15 protein-coding genes are annotated in these 15,695 nt (G+C 49.5%); 10 read left to right on the plus strand and 5 right to left on the minus strand.

Features of this window, described 5'->3' with window-relative positions; genetic code table 11:
- Window positions 1–15: 15 nt before the first annotated feature.
- Window positions 16–567: a GspH/FimT family pseudopilin gene (locus KD147_RS00545; RefSeq protein ID WP_212547027.1), complete on the minus strand. Its 552-nt coding sequence runs from the start codon at window positions 565–567 to the stop codon at window positions 16–18.
- A gap of 128 nt (window positions 568–695) precedes the next feature.
- Between KD147_RS00545 and glnB the strand changes: the two genes are divergently transcribed.
- The gene (gene glnB, locus KD147_RS00550) at window positions 696–1,034 is read left to right on the plus strand and encodes a nitrogen regulatory protein P-II (RefSeq protein WP_105190133.1); all 339 of its coding nucleotides are present in this window, start codon (window positions 696–698) and stop codon (window positions 1,032–1,034) included.
- Window positions 1,035–1,131: 97 nt separating this feature from the next.
- Here glnB and KD147_RS00555 read toward each other — a convergent pair whose 3' ends face one another.
- Window positions 1,132–1,890, minus strand: a complete 759-nt coding sequence (locus tag KD147_RS00555; RefSeq protein ID WP_105255277.1) for an outer membrane protein assembly factor BamD — start codon at window positions 1,888–1,890, stop codon at window positions 1,132–1,134.
- A 123-nt stretch (window positions 1,891–2,013) separates the two neighbouring features.
- On the opposite strand from KD147_RS00555, the gene rluD reads away from it, so the two are divergent.
- From rluD to KD147_RS00585, 6 genes are all read left to right on the plus strand, one after another.
- A complete protein-coding gene (gene rluD / locus KD147_RS00560) occupies window positions 2,014–2,991 on the plus strand; it encodes a 23S rRNA pseudouridine(1911/1915/1917) synthase RluD (RefSeq protein WP_105255278.1) in 978 nt (325 codons plus the stop codon).
- Window positions 2,972–3,742 (plus strand): peptidoglycan editing factor PgeF, encoded by a 771-nt coding sequence (gene pgeF, locus KD147_RS00565; RefSeq protein WP_212546545.1) that lies wholly within the window; start codon window positions 2,972–2,974, stop codon window positions 3,740–3,742. Before rluD ends, pgeF begins: the two co-directional genes overlap by 20 nt.
- Window positions 3,743–3,829: 87 nt before the next feature.
- The gene (clpB, locus tag KD147_RS00570) at window positions 3,830–6,406 is read left to right on the plus strand and encodes an ATP-dependent chaperone ClpB (RefSeq protein WP_105255280.1); all 2,577 of its coding nucleotides are present in this window, start codon (window positions 3,830–3,832) and stop codon (window positions 6,404–6,406) included.
- 114 nt (window positions 6,407–6,520) lie between these two features.
- A complete protein-coding gene (locus KD147_RS00575) occupies window positions 6,521–7,462 on the plus strand; it encodes an alcohol dehydrogenase catalytic domain-containing protein (RefSeq protein ID WP_105255281.1) in 942 nt (313 codons plus the stop codon).
- 60 nt (window positions 7,463–7,522) lie between these two features.
- Window positions 7,523–9,109 (plus strand): glutamate--cysteine ligase, encoded by a 1,587-nt coding sequence (gene gshA, locus KD147_RS00580; RefSeq protein WP_212546546.1) that lies wholly within the window; start codon window positions 7,523–7,525, stop codon window positions 9,107–9,109.
- A gap of 109 nt (window positions 9,110–9,218) precedes the next feature.
- Complete coding sequence (locus KD147_RS00585; protein WP_212546547.1) at window positions 9,219–9,827, plus strand: transglycosylase SLT domain-containing protein; 609 nt, start codon at window positions 9,219–9,221, stop codon at window positions 9,825–9,827.
- A 46-nt stretch (window positions 9,828–9,873) separates the two neighbouring features.
- On the opposite strand, the gene KD147_RS00590 is transcribed toward KD147_RS00585, so the two are convergent.
- The 3 genes from KD147_RS00590 to KD147_RS00600 form a co-directional block, all read right to left on the minus strand.
- Window positions 9,874–10,710: a mechanosensitive ion channel family protein gene (locus tag KD147_RS00590; RefSeq protein ID WP_212546548.1), complete on the minus strand. Its 837-nt coding sequence runs from the start codon at window positions 10,708–10,710 to the stop codon at window positions 9,874–9,876.
- 67 nt (window positions 10,711–10,777) lie between these two features.
- Entirely contained in the window at window positions 10,778–12,052 is a 1,275-nt protein-coding gene (locus tag KD147_RS00595) for an HlyC/CorC family transporter (protein ID WP_105255284.1), read from the minus strand.
- Between the two features lie 90 nt (window positions 12,053–12,142).
- Entirely contained in the window at window positions 12,143–12,949 is an 807-nt protein-coding gene (locus KD147_RS00600; RefSeq protein WP_212546549.1) for a cytochrome C assembly family protein, read from the minus strand.
- Between the two features lie 168 nt (window positions 12,950–13,117).
- Here KD147_RS00600 and ffh point away from each other — a divergent pair, with 168 nt between their 5' ends.
- From ffh to KD147_RS00615, 3 genes are all read left to right on the plus strand, one after another.
- A complete protein-coding gene (ffh, locus tag KD147_RS00605; protein WP_105255286.1) occupies window positions 13,118–14,500 on the plus strand; it encodes a signal recognition particle protein in 1,383 nt (460 codons plus the stop codon).
- 129 nt (window positions 14,501–14,629) lie between these two features.
- Window positions 14,630–15,157, plus strand: coding sequence for a DUF3750 domain-containing protein (locus tag KD147_RS00610; protein ID WP_105255287.1), 528 nt, complete (start codon window positions 14,630–14,632; stop codon window positions 15,155–15,157).
- A 10-nt stretch (window positions 15,158–15,167) separates the two neighbouring features.
- Entirely contained in the window at window positions 15,168–15,671 is a 504-nt protein-coding gene (locus KD147_RS00615; protein ID WP_212546550.1) for a GNAT family N-acetyltransferase, read from the plus strand.
- The last annotated feature ends 24 nt before the right edge of the window (window positions 15,672–15,695 follow it).

Genomic DNA, 15,695 nt, shown 5'->3' on the forward strand with positions numbered 1-15,695 from the left:
AGATTAGTTGCCTTCTTAGGAATCGCAAGTACTTGTGGTTTTACCTCGGTTGCGAATAGTGCCGGAAGACATCACTTCAAGTTGGATATTGTATTTATTGTCGGCCGATGGGCAGTAGATAAAGGAGCCGGTTTCTCCTGCACCTACCTGACCGCGTTGGTCAAAAGTTAGCTTCATATTTGTAGCGGTGCTTTTTATCTTGCTATTAGAAACAAGAGAAGACACCGAACGCAGTAGGATATCTGCACTGTTCTCAAACGTACCATTATTGTTGATATCGGAAAACATGATGATGGTGCCCGTCATCCAGTCTGCTGCACAAGCGCCATCAGAGCCTGGGGTAGCCATGGCGCACATTACAACTGGGTCTCCGGTCGTCATCGCTTTAGCGCGGGCAAATTTGACCTGACGTTTAAATTCCATGGCAAAATTATTTGCTTTTTCTTTATTCGTCATTTGTGTGGTGCTGAATAAAGCGATGCCTAATAAGATGGCGCCAATGGCGATCGTGACCATAAGCTCGATAAGGGTAAAACCGCGTTGCTTAGCAAGGTGATGATTTTTCATTACATCGTCCTGTTGGTGTAATTATATTAATTTTAACACTATTAACGCATTAGTCACCCCCTTTGATGTTTGCGTCGTCGTCAACAATTGACTAAAATCGGCCCATCTGCCAGTGCAAGAACGAAAATATGAAAAAAGTAGAAGCTATCATCAAGCCATTTAAATTGGACGACGTACGAGAAGCCCTGTCGGAAGTGGGGATCACGGGTATGACGGTATGCGAAGTAAAAGGTTTTGGCCGTCAAAAGGGTCACACCGAGCTTTATCGCGGCGCCGAGTATATGGTCGACTTTTTGCCCAAGGTGAAGCTGGATATTGTCCTTGCCGATGAGGATGTCGATCGCGCCATTGAAGTCATAGTTAGTACAGCACAAACGGGCAAAATTGGTGACGGTAAGATTTTCGTGACTGATGTTGAGCGCGTGGTTCGTATTCGTACACAAGAAGAAGACGAGCAAGCCATCTAATATCAATTACATTAATAAAATTGCTATTTAAGTTATAAAAAAATCCGATGTGTTGAGCATCGGATTTTTTATTATCGTCGTTAAGCTGATTTACTGCTTAACGTTTATCCTTGTTTAATTCCAGAGTCTGTCTGGTGTGCGCCGCCATGTCATCAAGGCCTAGCTTTTCATAGCTCTTCACCATCATTTCCAGAGCCGGGATCAAGTAGCTGCTTTGCGAGAAATGCTCTACCACATATTTACCGCGGTTGGCGGCCGCCAAATAAGCCTCACGCTCATAGTAATAATTCGCTACCTTTAACTCATTGCGAGCCATTTTATTGAGTAGCCATACTAGGCGACGTTTTGCCTCGGGAGCATATTTACTCTCTGGGTAGTTATTGATCAAGGTCGAGAAGTCGGTAAAGGCGACGCGGGTGCGCTGGGCATCACGGTCTGCTCTGTCTACACCAAAGTATTCCTGGAAGGCATTCTCATCGGCCTTAATATTCACCAAGCCTCGCATGTAATACATGTAGTCCAGGTCTTTATGGTTCGGGTTTAAGCGAATGAATCGATCGATGGTGGCCAGGGCCTGTTCGGTATTGCCTGTTTGATAATGGGCATAGACCAGGTCCATTTGTACTTGTTTGGAGAAGGGGCCAAAAGGATAACGAGCATCAATGGCCGATAGTAATTCGATGGCGCGGGCGTAAAGGCCCGAATCAAGCGTTTGGCGTGCATCTTCATAGAGTGCCTGCGCCGATTTATTTGGCACGCGTTCTATTTCTTCTTTTTCCGGTGCCGATGAACATGCGCTAAGTAAGGTGGCCGTAAATATGACAGCTAATGCCCGTTTACTTATTTTATTTATCATTAATTAGGTACCTTCGTTGTCTTTGGCTAGGCCAAGTAGGTAAAACCGAGTAAACTATGCGAATTATGCGATTCTAACCCAGTCAAGCAGAGCTTGCACTGGTAAATTAGGTAAAACTTGCTTATGGCAGAACAAATTTCCCTCAGTGCAGAGGTTCCCGTAGAGCTGGGCGGTAAACGTCTAGACCAAATTTTAGCGCAATTGTTCCCGGATTATTCTCGCTCGCGCATTAAAACTTGGATTCTCGATGACATGGTGCATGTGAATGGCCTGGTGGTAAACACCCCGCGAGAAAAATTGTTGGGGGGAGAACAGGTTAGCATCGAAGCTCAGCTAGAAGCACCACGTGAATATGAAGCACAAGACATCGAATTGAACATCGTTTATGAAGACGATGATATTTTGGTGATCAATAAGCCAGCCGGCCTGGTTGTTCATCCCGGTGCCGGTAACCCAGATGGTACAGTGCTTAATGCCTTGCTGCACCATTGTCCAGAAATTGAAAACGTGCCGCGTGCCGGCATCGTGCACCGACTGGATAAAGACACCACGGGTCTCATGGTGGTTGCTAAAACCGTACCGGCGCAAACGCACCTAGTGGCCGCGCTGCAAAAACGTGATAACTTTACCCGTGAGTATGAGGCCATTTGTTATGGCACCATGACCGCAGGCGGCATGGTGGATGCACCCATTGGCCGTCATGCCACCAAGCGTACCCATATGGCGGTTACCGAGTTTGGTAAGCCGGCGGTGACCCATTACCGTGTCGCCGAAAAGTTCCGTGCCCATACGCGTTTGCGTCTGCGTCTGGAGTCGGGACGTACGCACCAAATTCGCGTGCACATGGCGCACATTAGCCATCCACTGGTAGGCGACCCCTTCTATGGCGGCCGTCCGCGTCCACCGAAAAATGCCAGTGAAGAGTTCATTAGCGTATTACGTGGCTTTAAGCGCCAGGCCCTACATGCGATTAAGCTGCAATTGGCGCACCCGATCACCGGTGAGCAAATGCGCTGGCAGGCACCTGTGCCCGAGGACATGGTTGCACTGACCGAAGCCTTGCGTCTGGACACTCAGCTAAATGGTCACGAAGACTATTAAATCCAGCCTGTTCGAACCAAACTGGCCTGCTGCTGCGCCAACGGTCACGAATGCACCCGCGCAAGTGGGTGCATTGCAAAGCACTCGTCAAGGCGGTGTTAGTCTTGGCCAGTATCAAGGCTTTAACTTGGGTGAACATGTCGGTGACGACACCTCCCACGTGGCTCAAAATCGTGCCTTACTGAATGCCCACTTACCTGCTCCTGCGCATTTTGTGCAGCAGGTTCACGGCATCCATATTCATACCCTGGTCGATAATAGCGACACCGCTCATATTGAGGCTGACGGTTTGTTTACCCGCTGCGCTCACACACCACTTGCGATCATGACCGCAGACTGCCTGCCCGTATTACTTGCCAGTGATGATGGTGAAGAAATTGCCGCCTTACACTGTGGTTGGCGCTCTTTGCAAGGGGGAATTATTGAAAAGGCTATTCCCTTATTCCATTCACCTGCCGCTAAGATATCCGCGTGGCTTGGGCCGGCAATTGGGCCAAAGGCCTTTGAGGTCGGTGCCGAGGTCAGAGCGCAATTCCTGGCTCTTGATGGTGCCCACGAAGCTGCCTTTAAGGCTCATGGCGAAAAATTTCTCGCCGATTTATCCTTGCTGGCAACACAAAAGCTGCAAGGCCTTGGTGTGACCTCTATTGCCGATGCGCAGCAATGCACTTATTCATTGGCCGAGCAATACTTCTCCTATCGTCGCGATGGGCAAACCGGGCGCATGGCAAGTGTGATCTGGCGCAAATAATAACCAATTATTTCTATTCCCAACTTGAACATTTCCCATCCTGCACCCATTAAATAGGTAATCAAACTATTTAGTGGAAACAGATACATGCGTTTAGACAAATTTACGAGTAAATTCCAACAAGCGCTTTCCGATGCCCAATCTTTGGCATTAGGGCGCGACCACCAATTTATTGAACCCGTTCACCTCATGTATGCGCTGCTGCAGCAAAGCGGCTCGAGCGTGCGGGCCTTGTTTGCCCAAGCCGGCGTCAGTGCCGATGAACTCAATACCAAGCTTTCACAGGCGATTGAAAAAATATTTAAGGTCGAAGGTGTTGGCGGCGATGTGCAGTTGTCGAACAACATGGTCACCTTGCTTAACCTGTGCGACAAATACGCGCAAAAGCGTAAGGATAAATATATTTCCAGCGAAATTTTTGTTCTTGCCGCTTGTGACGACAAGGGCCCGCTGGGCGATATCTTTAAGGCGCTGAACATCAGCAGCAGCAAGGTCGAAACCGCCATCGAGGCCCTGCGCGGCGGGCAAAAAGTGGATGACCCCAATGCCGAAGAAACCCGTCAGGCCCTGGAAAAATTCACCATAGATCTCACCGAGCGTGCCGAGCAAGGCAAGCTAGATCCTGTGATCGGTCGCGATGAAGAAATTCGCCGCACCGTGCAGGTGTTGCAACGCCGCACCAAAAATAATCCTGTGCTTATTGGTGAGCCCGGAGTCGGTAAAACCGCAATCGTTGAGGGCTTGGCGCAGCGCATTATTAATGGCGAGGTGCCCGAGGGCCTTAAAAATAAGCGGGTGTTGTCGTTGGACATGGGGGCCTTGGTGGCCGGCGCTAAGTATCGCGGTGAATTTGAAGAGCGTTTAAAGTCGGTACTCAACGAATTGGCCAAGGAAGAGGGGCAGGTGATCCTCTTTATCGATGAAATCCATACCATGGTCGGCGCCGGTAAAACCGATGGCGCCATGGATGCGGGTAATATGCTGAAGCCGGCGTTGGCCCGCGGTGAGTTACACTGTGTCGGTGCCACCACCCTGGATGAGTACCGTCAATACATTGAAAAGGACGCCGCCCTTGAGCGTCGCTTCCAAAAGGTTCTCGTGGATGAGCCCAGCGTTGAAGACACGATTGCCATTTTACGCGGCCTAAAAGAGCGTTATGAGTTGCACCACTCGGTGGAAATTACCGATCCGGCGATCGTCGCCGCGGCAAACTTATCGCATCGTTATATTAGTGACCGCCAGTTACCGGATAAAGCCATTGACCTGATTGACGAAGCCGGTTCATCGATTCGTTTGCAAATAGACTCAAAACCAGAGCAGCTGGATCGCCTCGAGCGTCGTATTATTCAGCTGAAGCTGGAAGACAACGCGTTGGCGAAGGAAAAGGACGAAGCCTCACAAAAGCGCCGCGAAGAAATGCAGGAGCTGATCAAAGAGCTGGAAGGCGAATATGCCGAGCTAGACGAGGTGTGGAACGCAGAAAAAGCCTCGCTGCAGGGCACCCAAGTGATCAAGGCGGAACTTGAGCAGGCCCGTTTGGATCTGGAAGTGGCTCGTCGAGCAGGCGATCTGCAACGTATGTCGGAGCTGCAATATGGTCGTATCCCTGAGCTTGAGCGTAAGCTGGATCTTGCATCTCAAGCCGAGATGCAAGACATGAGTCTGTTGCGTAACAAGGTTGGCGAGGATGAAATTGCCGAAATCTTATCGCGTTGGACAGGTATCCCCGTTGCGAAAATGCTTCAAGGTGAGCGCGAGAAACTCTTACAAATGGAAGCAGAGCTTCACCAGCGGGTGATAGGTCAGGATGAGGCGGTAACCGCGGTGGCCAATGCCATTCGTCGCTCTCGTGCCGGATTAGCCGACCCCAATCGTCCCATTGGTTCCTTCTTATTCTTAGGGCCAACCGGGGTAGGTAAAACGGAGCTAACCAAGGCCTTAGCTCAGCTTATGTTCGACACCGAAGATGCCATGGTGCGCATCGACATGTCCGAGTTTATGGAAAAACATTCCGTCGCCCGTTTGGTCGGGGCGCCTCCAGGCTATGTTGGCTACGAGGAAGGCGGTTACCTGACCGAGGCTGTGCGTCGTCGTCCGTACTCGGTGATCTTGCTCGACGAGGTGGAAAAAGCACACCCGGATGTATTCAATATTTTGCTCCAGGTGCTTGATGACGGTCGCTTAACAGACGGCCAGGGGCGTACCGTGGACTTTAAGAACACGGTGATCATTATGACCTCAAACCTGGGTTCGGATGTGATCCAAGAGGAAGCGAGTAAAAACGACTACGCGGCCATGAAAGAGAAGGTGATGATGGTACTCGCTCAGCAGTTCCGCCCCGAGTTCATCAACCGTATTGATGAAACCGTGGTCTTTCATCCGTTGGCAAGTGAACATATCAAGCAGATTGCCGATATTCAGTTGGCAAAACTGTACGAGCGTCTCACCGAGAAGGGATACATTCTTGAGGTAACCAATGAGGCGCTGGCAAAACTGGCTGAAAGTGGCTTTGATCCTGTGTATGGTGCTCGCCCACTCAAGCGTGCCATTCAGCAGGCCATTGAAAACCCGCTGGCGCAGAAATTACTCGCCGGTGAGTTGACAACGGGCAATGTCATCTGCATTGATGCGGATGAAAACGGTTTTAGCTTTACCAGTAAATAAGTACAATCTTATAAGACATAACAAGGCGGCCTGTTTTTGGCCGCCTTTTTTATTGTCTCTGTGCTGCGGTAATGTCAATATATGTAATAAGAAATCGAACAAACAGAGTTGCTTATGACGCGCGACTATCAAGCCATGGCTATCCAGGCCTTTGGTGAGCCCGGAGCACTTAAACCCATCTCGGTGGCATACCCTACAATTGCCGAGGATGAAGTATTGGTAAAAGTGCTTAGTGCCGCCATTAATCCCATTGATGTAAAAACCCGTGCCGGTATTGGTTTTGCTGCAGAGCAAAACAAACACAACTTACCCTTGGTATTGGGTTATGACCTTTACGGCGAGGTGGTTGACTGTGGAGACAAGGTCTCTGGTTTAAGCAATGGCGACCTAGTGATGGGCATGGTGGGCTTTGCAACGCATCCTGGCACCTACGCGCAGTATGCCAAGGCGCGTCGCAATGAGTTGATCAAAGTTGATAAGGCGAATGCAGATCCCCTGTTGGCCGGTCTATGCCTTGCGGGTCTGACTGCATTTCAAGCCATCAATAAGCTCGAGTGTCCGAAAAGCCAGCCTTTGTATATCAACGGCGCCAATGGCACCGTGGGGTCATTGGCATTGCAAATTGCCGCCAATATGGGCTACCGCGTTGTGGCCATTACCCGCAGTCCGTTACCCGATGGATTGGCGGAGCGTTTTGAGCAAATCAGCTATGATGATTTCGTTACTGCGCCGGCCAAACGTTACCTCCTTGATGTGGTGGGCATGGAAGTGGGTATGCGTTGCCTGCAAGGGCTGAGCGCACACAGTGTGATAGTGACGGTTCCGACCCTGTCACAGGCGCAGATTATTGCCGCGGCAAAGGTACAGGGTGTAAAAGGCATGGGCGTGTTGGTAGTGAAAAATGCCGCGCAATTGCAACGCCTTTACTCTTGGTATTGTCAGGGCCGGTTAACATTGGCACACAGGTGTATGCCATTAAGTGCTGCCGGGATGGCGCATCAACAAATAGAACAAAATAGCAGCAAAGAGAAAGTAATTTTACTGCCCTGGTCTTGAGTAATGAGCGATGCCCCCCATAACAACACAATTGAGCCGACGCTCTAGAGGTAGGATTTTTTGACTTGTACACAATTACAGCAGCGACTTAGCGCTTTGTCGGCGCCATCGGAATTGGCGGCGATAGTAGGAATACAACGTGGTATTGAGCGCGAGGCGTTGCGTACGAATAAGCAGGGCGGTTTGTCGACGCGCCCGCATCCGATCGCCATTGGCTGCGCACTGACCAACTCAATGATCACCACCGATTTCTCCGAAGCCTTATTAGAATTTATTACCCCGGTGAGTGATGACCCCGAAGAAACCCTGGCGCAGCTAAGGGATCTGCAAAAGTTTACGCTCGAGCAACTCGATGGTGAACTGCTGTGGCCCGTGAGTATGCCCTGTTATATTCAGGATCAGGATGAAATTCCCCTGGCGCAGTTTGGCAGCTCCAACATAGGGCGGATGAAAACCCTGTATCGTGAAGGCCTAAAAAACCGCTATGGCAGCATGATGCAGGCCATTGCCGGTGTGCACTTCAATATTTCATTTCCACAGAGCTTATGGCGTAGCCTGCAAAAACAAAGCGGTGACACTGGCGACTTGCAGTCTTTTATCTCCGACGGTTATCTGGGACTGATTCGCAATTTTAAGCGCGAGCTGTGGCTGATCAGTTATTTATTCGGCGCGTCACCGGCTCTGTGCAGTTCCTTCTTGGAAGGGCGTAAAACAGACTTGCCCTTTAAATCGCTCGGCAAGGGTTCCTTGTATCTTGAGCATGGCACGGCGCTGCGTTTGGGCGATCTGGGCTATACCAACAGTGCTCAATCCAGTTTACGGGTCATGTATAACTCGCTTGAGGAATACGTAGACGGTTTGAAAAAAGCGATCAGTCTGCCTTCTGACTTATATCAGGACCTGAATGATTATCATGCGGCCCAGCCGCAGCAGCTTAACAAGAATATTCTGCAAATAGAGAACGAGTTTTACTCGCCTATTCGTCCTAAACGTAATGCTCGTTCAGGTGAAAAGCCAACTCAGGCCTTGTTGCGTGGCGGCATTGAGTATATCGAGATCCGCGCTTTGGATGTCAATCCTTTTGCCGATACCGGTATCGACCTGCAACAAATTCATTTCCTCGATGTCTTTTTGACCTATTGCTTATTAAAGGCGTCGCCTCAGATGAGTTGGGATGAGCAAACCCGTACTCAGGAAAACCTTGATCTTGTGGTTAATCAGGGCCGTGATCCAGAGCTCGTTCTAAAGCGTGGTGACCAAGAAGTGTTATTAACGCATTGGGCGGCGGATATTTTCGCCGAGCTAGCGCAGGTCGCCGATTATATGGATAAGGCCTATGGGGTGAATTATTACCGCGAGACGGTTAATGAGCTTGCGAGCTGGGTTGAGGCGCCAGAAAAAACCACGTCAGGACGTTATATGAGCCAGTTATTGGCCAATAATGAAGACAATGGCGTGTATGCACTGACGCTGGCAAAAGACTATCTGGAGCAGCATCAGCAATGGCAATACCATAGCTTTGATAAGGCCTATTTACAGCAACAGGCCGAGCAGTCGGTACAAGCGCAAAAAGACATAGAAGCGGCCGACTCGTTGAGCTTTGAAGCCTTTTTAGATGACTATTTTCAGGAAGAGTTTCAGGGATAAAAAAAGCGCGGCTAAGGTAGCCGCGCAAATTATTCTACAGGGATGAAACAATGCTAAACTGCTGCATTCATATACTCAGACTGGGCCTAAAGGAGTTAGTTCAAAAAAAATGAAAAAAATTTCGACTTTATTGCTGCTGACTCTGTATTTGTCTGGTTGTGCCACCGCACCACCAAAGCAACCCGATGATATTTGTAAGATTTTTGAAGAAAAGGAAGACTGGTATTTTGATGCAAAAGATGCCCAGGATAAGTGGGGATCACCGAAACATGTGCTGATGGCCATGATGTATCAAGAAAGCTCCTTCAAGCACGATGCCGCGCCGCCGATGGAATACTTCCTTGGTTTTATTCCCATAGGTCGTGCCAGCGATGCCTACGGTTATTCTCAGGCTAAAACTTTGACCTGGGAAGACTATACCCGTGAAACCGATAACGGCGGAGCCGACAGGGACGACTTTGACGATGCCATCGATTTTATGGCCTGGTTTGTATGGAAAACCCATCATGTCAACGGCGTGTCCAAGTGGGATGCCTATGCCCAATACCTTAATTATCATGAAGGCTGGGGTGGCTTTAAGCGCGGCACTCACAATAACAAGAAGTGGTTGCTCTCGGTGGCCAATAAGGTGAAACAGCGGGCCGGACGTTATGGCGCGCAGTTGAAACGTTGTGAGGCCGATTTAGACAAGAGTTGGCTGGAGCGTTTGTTCTCTTGAGTTAAAAAACGGCGCTAAGGCGCCGTTTTTTAATGCCGTGGGCAAGTTATTGCGCCTGCTGTGGAAAGGTGTGGATATACACATCGCGCTGCGGGAACGGAATGGTAATGTCGGCGGCATCAAAGGCAATTTTCACTCGCTCGTAAAGGCCAAAGTATACCGGCCAATAATTTTCAGACTTTACCCAGGCCCACACCAGCATGCCAATATGGCTGTCGCCGTGCTGGCTTACGTGCACCAACGGCTCGGGGTCTGCCAGTACCATGTCGTAGTCTTTTAGCACCGACATCAGCACCTCACGAGCCTTGTGCACGTCGTCACCATAGCTGATCCCAAATTCGATATCGACACGACGGTTTTCTTCGGCGAACAGGTTCTTTACCGTGCCGTTAGAGAGGGCCCCGTTGGGGATAATGATTTTTTGGTTGTCGTAGGTCAGTAAAACGGTCACAAAAATTTGTATCTCTACCACCTTACCCATATGGCCTTGCGCCTCAATAACATCACCCACCTTAAAGGGTTTAAAGAAGAGAATAAGCACGCCACCGGCAAAGTTTGCCAAACTGCCCTGCAGCGCCATACCAACGGCTAGACCTGCGGCACCGAGCATGGCGATAAAGGAGGTGGTTTCGACTCCGATCATGGAAGCGACGGAGATAAGCAACAGCACCTTGAGCACCACGCCGATAAAGGAGACCAAAAAGTGTGTTAACCCAGCCTCGACCTTCACCTTGTGCATGGATCGCTCGCACATGGTGGCTACGCGGCCGATAAGCCACCAACCAACAAAAAGAACCACAAGGGCGAGGACGAATTTAGGGCCATACTGCATCAGCATTTCGATGGCGGTGTTGTAGATATTTTCCAGGGAGATGTCTGTCATCTGTGCTTTCCTTCGTTAACGACAAAGTTTTATTAAAGCACAGATGACGGCAGTGATATTGATTTTTCTAGCTTTTCTTGCGCTTCTTTGGTGGGATGACGCGCACTAGTTTGATCATGTTTTCTCTTACTTCCAGCACCTCAATAGGGTAGCCGGCGATTTTTAACCCCAGGTTGGCGTCGGGAATATCTTCAAGATATTCAACAATTAAGCCGCTTAGGGTCTTAGGACCGTCGATGGGCAGTTTCCAACCCATCTCCTTGTTGAGGTCGCGAATATTGGCGCTCCCTTCGACCAGGACTGAGCCATCGGACTGCACCTCAACCTCTTCGCTCGGTGCGCGGGACTGGGTGGTCGTGAAGTCACCCACCACTTCTTCAAGTATGTCTTCTAGGGTTACCAGGCCTTGAATATCACCGTATTCATCGACCACAAGACCGATACGTTCTTTCACCTGCTGGAACTTATGCAACTGGGTGTTAAGCGAGGTTCCTTCCGGGATAAAGTAAATCTCTCGTACCGCGCGCAGCAACGACGACTTGTTAAACTGCTCTTTGGTGAGCAGGCGCAGGGCATCACGAGCGTGGATAAAGCCCACCGCATCGTCGATTTGGTCACGGTAGAGAAGAACGCGAGTATGTTGCGCATTGGTGAGCTGTTTGCTGATCACCTTCCAATCGTCGTTGATATCAATGGCGTTGATTTCGTTACGCGGGATCATGATGTCTTCGACGGTGACCTGCTCAAGGTCTAGAATCGAGGTGAGCATGCTTTTATGCTTAGCCGGTAAAAATGCGCCGGACTCGCTCACTACGGTTTTTAATTCTTCTTTACTCAGGCTGTGCTCTTCAATTTCCTTAGTCGACACACCGAACAGGCGCAGCATGCCGTTGGTCATAGCATTGACCACGACCACCAGTGGATATAGTACTTTTAATAAGATTTTGAGTATTACAGAGCTGGGGAATGCGACCTTCTCTGGGTAGAGCGCTGCCAGCGTCTTTGGCGTTACCTCGGCAAATATAAGCACGATCAGGGTCAGAGCAAAGGTGGCAATGGCGATACCCATATCCCCATACAAGCGCAAACCTATAATGGTAGCTACCTGAGCTGCGGCGATATTTACGAGGTTGTTACCGATAAGAATTAAACCGATCAGTCTATCGGGGCGAGTCAGCAGTTTACTGACACGCTTGGCGGCAGGATGATTTTCTTTTTCTAGGTGCCTAAGACGTATCCGGTTTATAGACATGATGCCGGTTTCAGAACCGGAAAAGTAGCCTGAAATCAATATGAGTATGCCCAAAACTATAAACAGGGTACTCGTCGATATGTCGTCCAAAGAAGGATCCTTTTGTTGTTAATCAGGGTATATTAAGCGGGACTCAAAGCTCAGAGTCAAGCCCACTTATGGTGGTCTGTCCGGGGTTGGTTAAAAACGATGCAAAATCACTTCTTGTACAAAGCGACTACCGAAGTAGGCAAGCGTTAATAAGGCGGCACCGACCATAATGGTCAGCACCGAGGATTTTCCGCGCCAGCCTTTCAGGTGACGGCCAAACACTACGGCAGCAAATATTGCCCATGCCAGCAGGGATAAAATGGTTTTATGGGCATAGTCTTTACTGATCATGGTATCGACAAAAATAAAGCCAGACAGCAAGGCGATGGTCAAAAGCGCTGTGCCCACGGTAACCAACTGGTACAACTGGCGCTCAACCACCATCAGTGGTGGCAAGTGGCTGTAGACAATGGCCAGGTCTTTGCGCTTAAGGCGCTTATCGATAAAGTAAAACTGTACCGCGTACAAGGTAGCGATAATCAGAATGCAGTAGGCCAGCAAGGAAAGGGTGATATGGGCTACTAAACCCGCCTCAAGGTGAATATTTTGCACTATCATATGGTGCGGCATAAACAGGCTGGCGAACAGCAAAATGGCGGCAAAGCCATACACCACGGGCAGCAGCAGGGTGGCCGGGAACTTGAGCGACACCGCGGTGACCGACAATACGATAACCCAGCAGGTCAATAAAGAGACATTAATAAAGCTGACATCTTGGCCCTGATTGGTAAAGACCGAATTCACCAACAGCACCATGTGCGTCAATATTGCCAGGGTACTCAAAATGACCGTGGCTTTTTGTGAAGGTCCTTGGGCGTGAAATAAGCGTGATAAAACGTGCGCCGTCGCCGCAGCGTAAAAAACACAACTCAATAATGTCAAAACTGTGATCAGCATAATGACCTTTATAAGGAATTAAATGAATGCTTTAAAAGGACATTGTATGTAATGCACACACGCTTGCCTAGATCTAATTATGTGAATCCATTGCACTTGCCTCTGGGATTTGCCCCTCGCTTTCAGTTATAATCGGCGCCAATGTAAGTAGCAACGGACTCGTTAGCGATGTTTGAAAACCTTCAGGAACGATTAGGAAAGACCCTAAAAAATATTAGTGGCCGCGGCCGTCTTACCGAAGACAATATTAAAGAAACGCTGCGCGAAGTACGTATGGCGCTACTTGAGGCCGACGTTGCCCTGCCTGTAGTACGTGAATTTGTTAAGCAGGTTAAAGAGCGTGCGGTTGGCACAGAAGTAACTAAAAGCCTAAGCCCGGGTCAGGTTTTCATAAAAATCGTCCGTGAAGAGCTTGAAAAAGCCATGGGTGAGGCCAACGAAGAGCTCAACCTGAACGCCCAGCCGCCAGCGGTAGTCATGATGGCGGGTCTTCAGGGGGCCGGTAAAACCACCAGTGTGGGTAAACTGGCTAAATTCTTAAAAGAGCGCAAAAAGAAATCGGTATTGGTTGTTAGTGCCGACATCTATCGTCCGGCGGCGATTAAGCAGCTAGAAACCCTGGCCAACGAAGTTGACGTAGAGTTCTTCCCCAGTGACATCAGCCAGAAGCCGGTTGATATTGCCACAGGCGCCATTAGCCACGCGAAGAAAAAGTTTATTGATGTGGTGCTGGTGGATACCGCCGGTCGTTTGCACGTCGATAGCGACATGATGGACGAAATAAAAGAGCTACACGCCGCCATCAATCCGATTGAAACCTTGTTTGTTGTTGACTCAATGACGGGTCAGGATGCGGCCAATACGGCTAAAGCCTTTGATGAAGCCCTGCCGCTTTCTGGTGTGATTCTGACTAAAACCGACGGTGATGCCCGTGGTGGTGCGGCCCTGTCAATTCGTCATATTACCGGTAAACCGATTAAGTTTATCGGTGTGGGTGAGCGCACCGACGCGCTAGAGCCATTCCATCCGGATCGTGTTGCTTCACGTATTCTTGGTATGGGTGACGTACTGTCGCTTATCGAAGAAGTGGAGATGAAGGTCGATAAGGAAAAAGCCGCCAAGGTTGCCGATAAGGTATTTAAAGGCGACGGCTTTACTTTGGAAGACTTTGCCGACCAGCTACGCCAAATGAAGAACATGGGTGGCATGATGTCTATGCTCGATAAACTGCCGGGTATGAACAATCTTCCTGATGCGGTTAAAGGCCAGATGAGCGACAAGACCTTTGTGCAGATGGAAGCCATCATCAATTCTATGACCCCGAAAGAGCGTGCTCGTCCGGAAATCATCAAGGGCTCGCGTAAAAAGCGTATTGCTGCAGGTTCGGGCACTCAGGTCCAGGAAATCAACAAACTGCTTAAGCAATTCACGCAAATGCAGAAAATGATGAAGAAGATGAAGGGTAAAGGCGGCATGATGAAGATGATGCGTGGCATGAAAGGCATGTTGCCTCCGGGCATGATGGGTGGCCCAGGCGGCCCTAAGTTCTAAGCCTTATACTAATAGAAAAAGTAAGATAAAAAAGCGTGATATCAAGCACGCTTTTTTTATGGGTTTGTAAAGCATCCTGGCTCATGGAATACTGGCAAGGAAAATAGCCGTGCTTGATGGGTTACTGCCATGCTCCGAGTCTTCCTTATTTGTTTGCTTACCTTGTTCGCATCTGGCTGTGCCAATTCAGATTGGCGCACCGCAAGTCGTGAGTCATCAGGTATTGCGCTTCCCGTTTCACAGCCGCAAGCGGCTATTGAATTTTATGCCGCCGATGCCTTTAGTTGGCGCGGTTGGTTTGCGGTGCACACCTGGTTTGCACTGAAGGAGCAGGGCGCCGATCAATATACCGTGTATGAAGTTGTAGGTTGGGGCGTAGACAGAGGGCGCTCGGCGCTGCGCACCTACAAAACCACCACCCCGGATAGATACTGGTATGGCGCCAAGCCAGAGAAGTTTTTATCCATTAGTGGTGAAAAAGCACAACAACTCATCCCAAAAATAAAAGCAGCGGCTAGACGTTACCCTTGGGCTGATGAATACAGCCTTTTCCCCGGACCGAACAGCAATACCTTTCCAGCCTGGATTGGTTTGCAGGTGCCGGAGCTGGAATTGGAAATGCCATTTTCTGCTATTGGTAGTGGTTATGCAAAGTAAGGGGGCGTCAATGAGGCTGCGCTCTTTTCGACAAGCCGATACTGATGCCTTAGTCACTATGCTTAACGATGCAAATGTACAGCGCTTTTTATCACCTAAAATTCCCTTTCCCTACACCCAAGAAGATGCTCTTTGGTGGGTCAACGAAGGAAGTAAAGCCGGCCTTACACGAGCTGTCGAGGTCGATGGGGCGCTGGTTGGTTGTATCGGTGCCCTACCGGGGGAGCATGAATACCAGCGCAGTGCCGAGGTTGGTTATTGGTTTGGTAAGGCTTATTGGGGCAAGGGCTATGCGCAAAGCGCACTTAATCTGCTCATCAAAGAAGTGCAAGCAGGTAGCGACTGGGTACGTCTGCACGCCAGCGTGTTTGACGCAAACCGGGCCTCTTCAAAGGTGCTCTCCAACACAGGGTTTATTCAGGAAGGGCGCCTGCACAAGGCGATTTATAAAAACGGACAATTTTTTGATGCCCTTATTTATGCCAAGCTGATTAAGAATCAGGTGTCTGAATAACAGGCAATTGCTCCTGCCACAGGG

Source organism: Pseudoalteromonas sp. BDTF-M6 (assembly GCF_018334135.1).
Taxonomy (GTDB): Bacteria; Pseudomonadota; Gammaproteobacteria; order Enterobacterales; family Alteromonadaceae; genus Pseudoalteromonas.

Bases quoted from the DNA above. Each gene is read 5' to 3' on its own strand.
- pgeF (WP_212546545.1), top strand. From the start codon at position 2,972: ATGGTCACGAAGACTATTAAATCCAGCCTGTTCGAACCAAACTGGCCT.
- KD147_RS00610 (WP_105255287.1), top strand. From the start codon at position 14,630: ATGCTCCGAGTCTTCCTTATTTGTTTGCTTACCTTGTTCGCATCTGGC.
- KD147_RS00585 (WP_212546547.1), top strand. From the start codon at position 9,219: ATGAAAAAAATTTCGACTTTATTGCTGCTGACTCTGTATTTGTCTGGT.
- glnB (WP_105190133.1), top strand. From the start codon at position 696: ATGAAAAAAGTAGAAGCTATCATCAAGCCATTTAAATTGGACGACGTA.
- KD147_RS00555 (WP_105255277.1), bottom strand. From the start codon at position 1,890: ATGATAAATAAAATAAGTAAACGGGCATTAGCTGTCATATTTACGGCC.
- KD147_RS00615 (WP_212546550.1), top strand. From the start codon at position 15,168: ATGAGGCTGCGCTCTTTTCGACAAGCCGATACTGATGCCTTAGTCACT.
- KD147_RS00575 (WP_105255281.1), top strand. From the start codon at position 6,521: ATGACGCGCGACTATCAAGCCATGGCTATCCAGGCCTTTGGTGAGCCC.
- rluD (WP_105255278.1), top strand. From the start codon at position 2,014: ATGGCAGAACAAATTTCCCTCAGTGCAGAGGTTCCCGTAGAGCTGGGC.
- KD147_RS00590 (WP_212546548.1), bottom strand. From the start codon at position 10,710: ATGACAGACATCTCCCTGGAAAATATCTACAACACCGCCATCGAAATG.
- KD147_RS00545 (WP_212547027.1), bottom strand. From the start codon at position 567: ATGAAAAATCATCACCTTGCTAAGCAACGCGGTTTTACCCTTATCGAG.
- ffh (WP_105255286.1), top strand. From the start codon at position 13,118: ATGTTTGAAAACCTTCAGGAACGATTAGGAAAGACCCTAAAAAATATT.
- KD147_RS00600 (WP_212546549.1), bottom strand. From the start codon at position 12,949: ATGCTGATCACAGTTTTGACATTATTGAGTTGTGTTTTTTACGCTGCG.
- clpB (WP_105255280.1), top strand. From the start codon at position 3,830: ATGCGTTTAGACAAATTTACGAGTAAATTCCAACAAGCGCTTTCCGAT.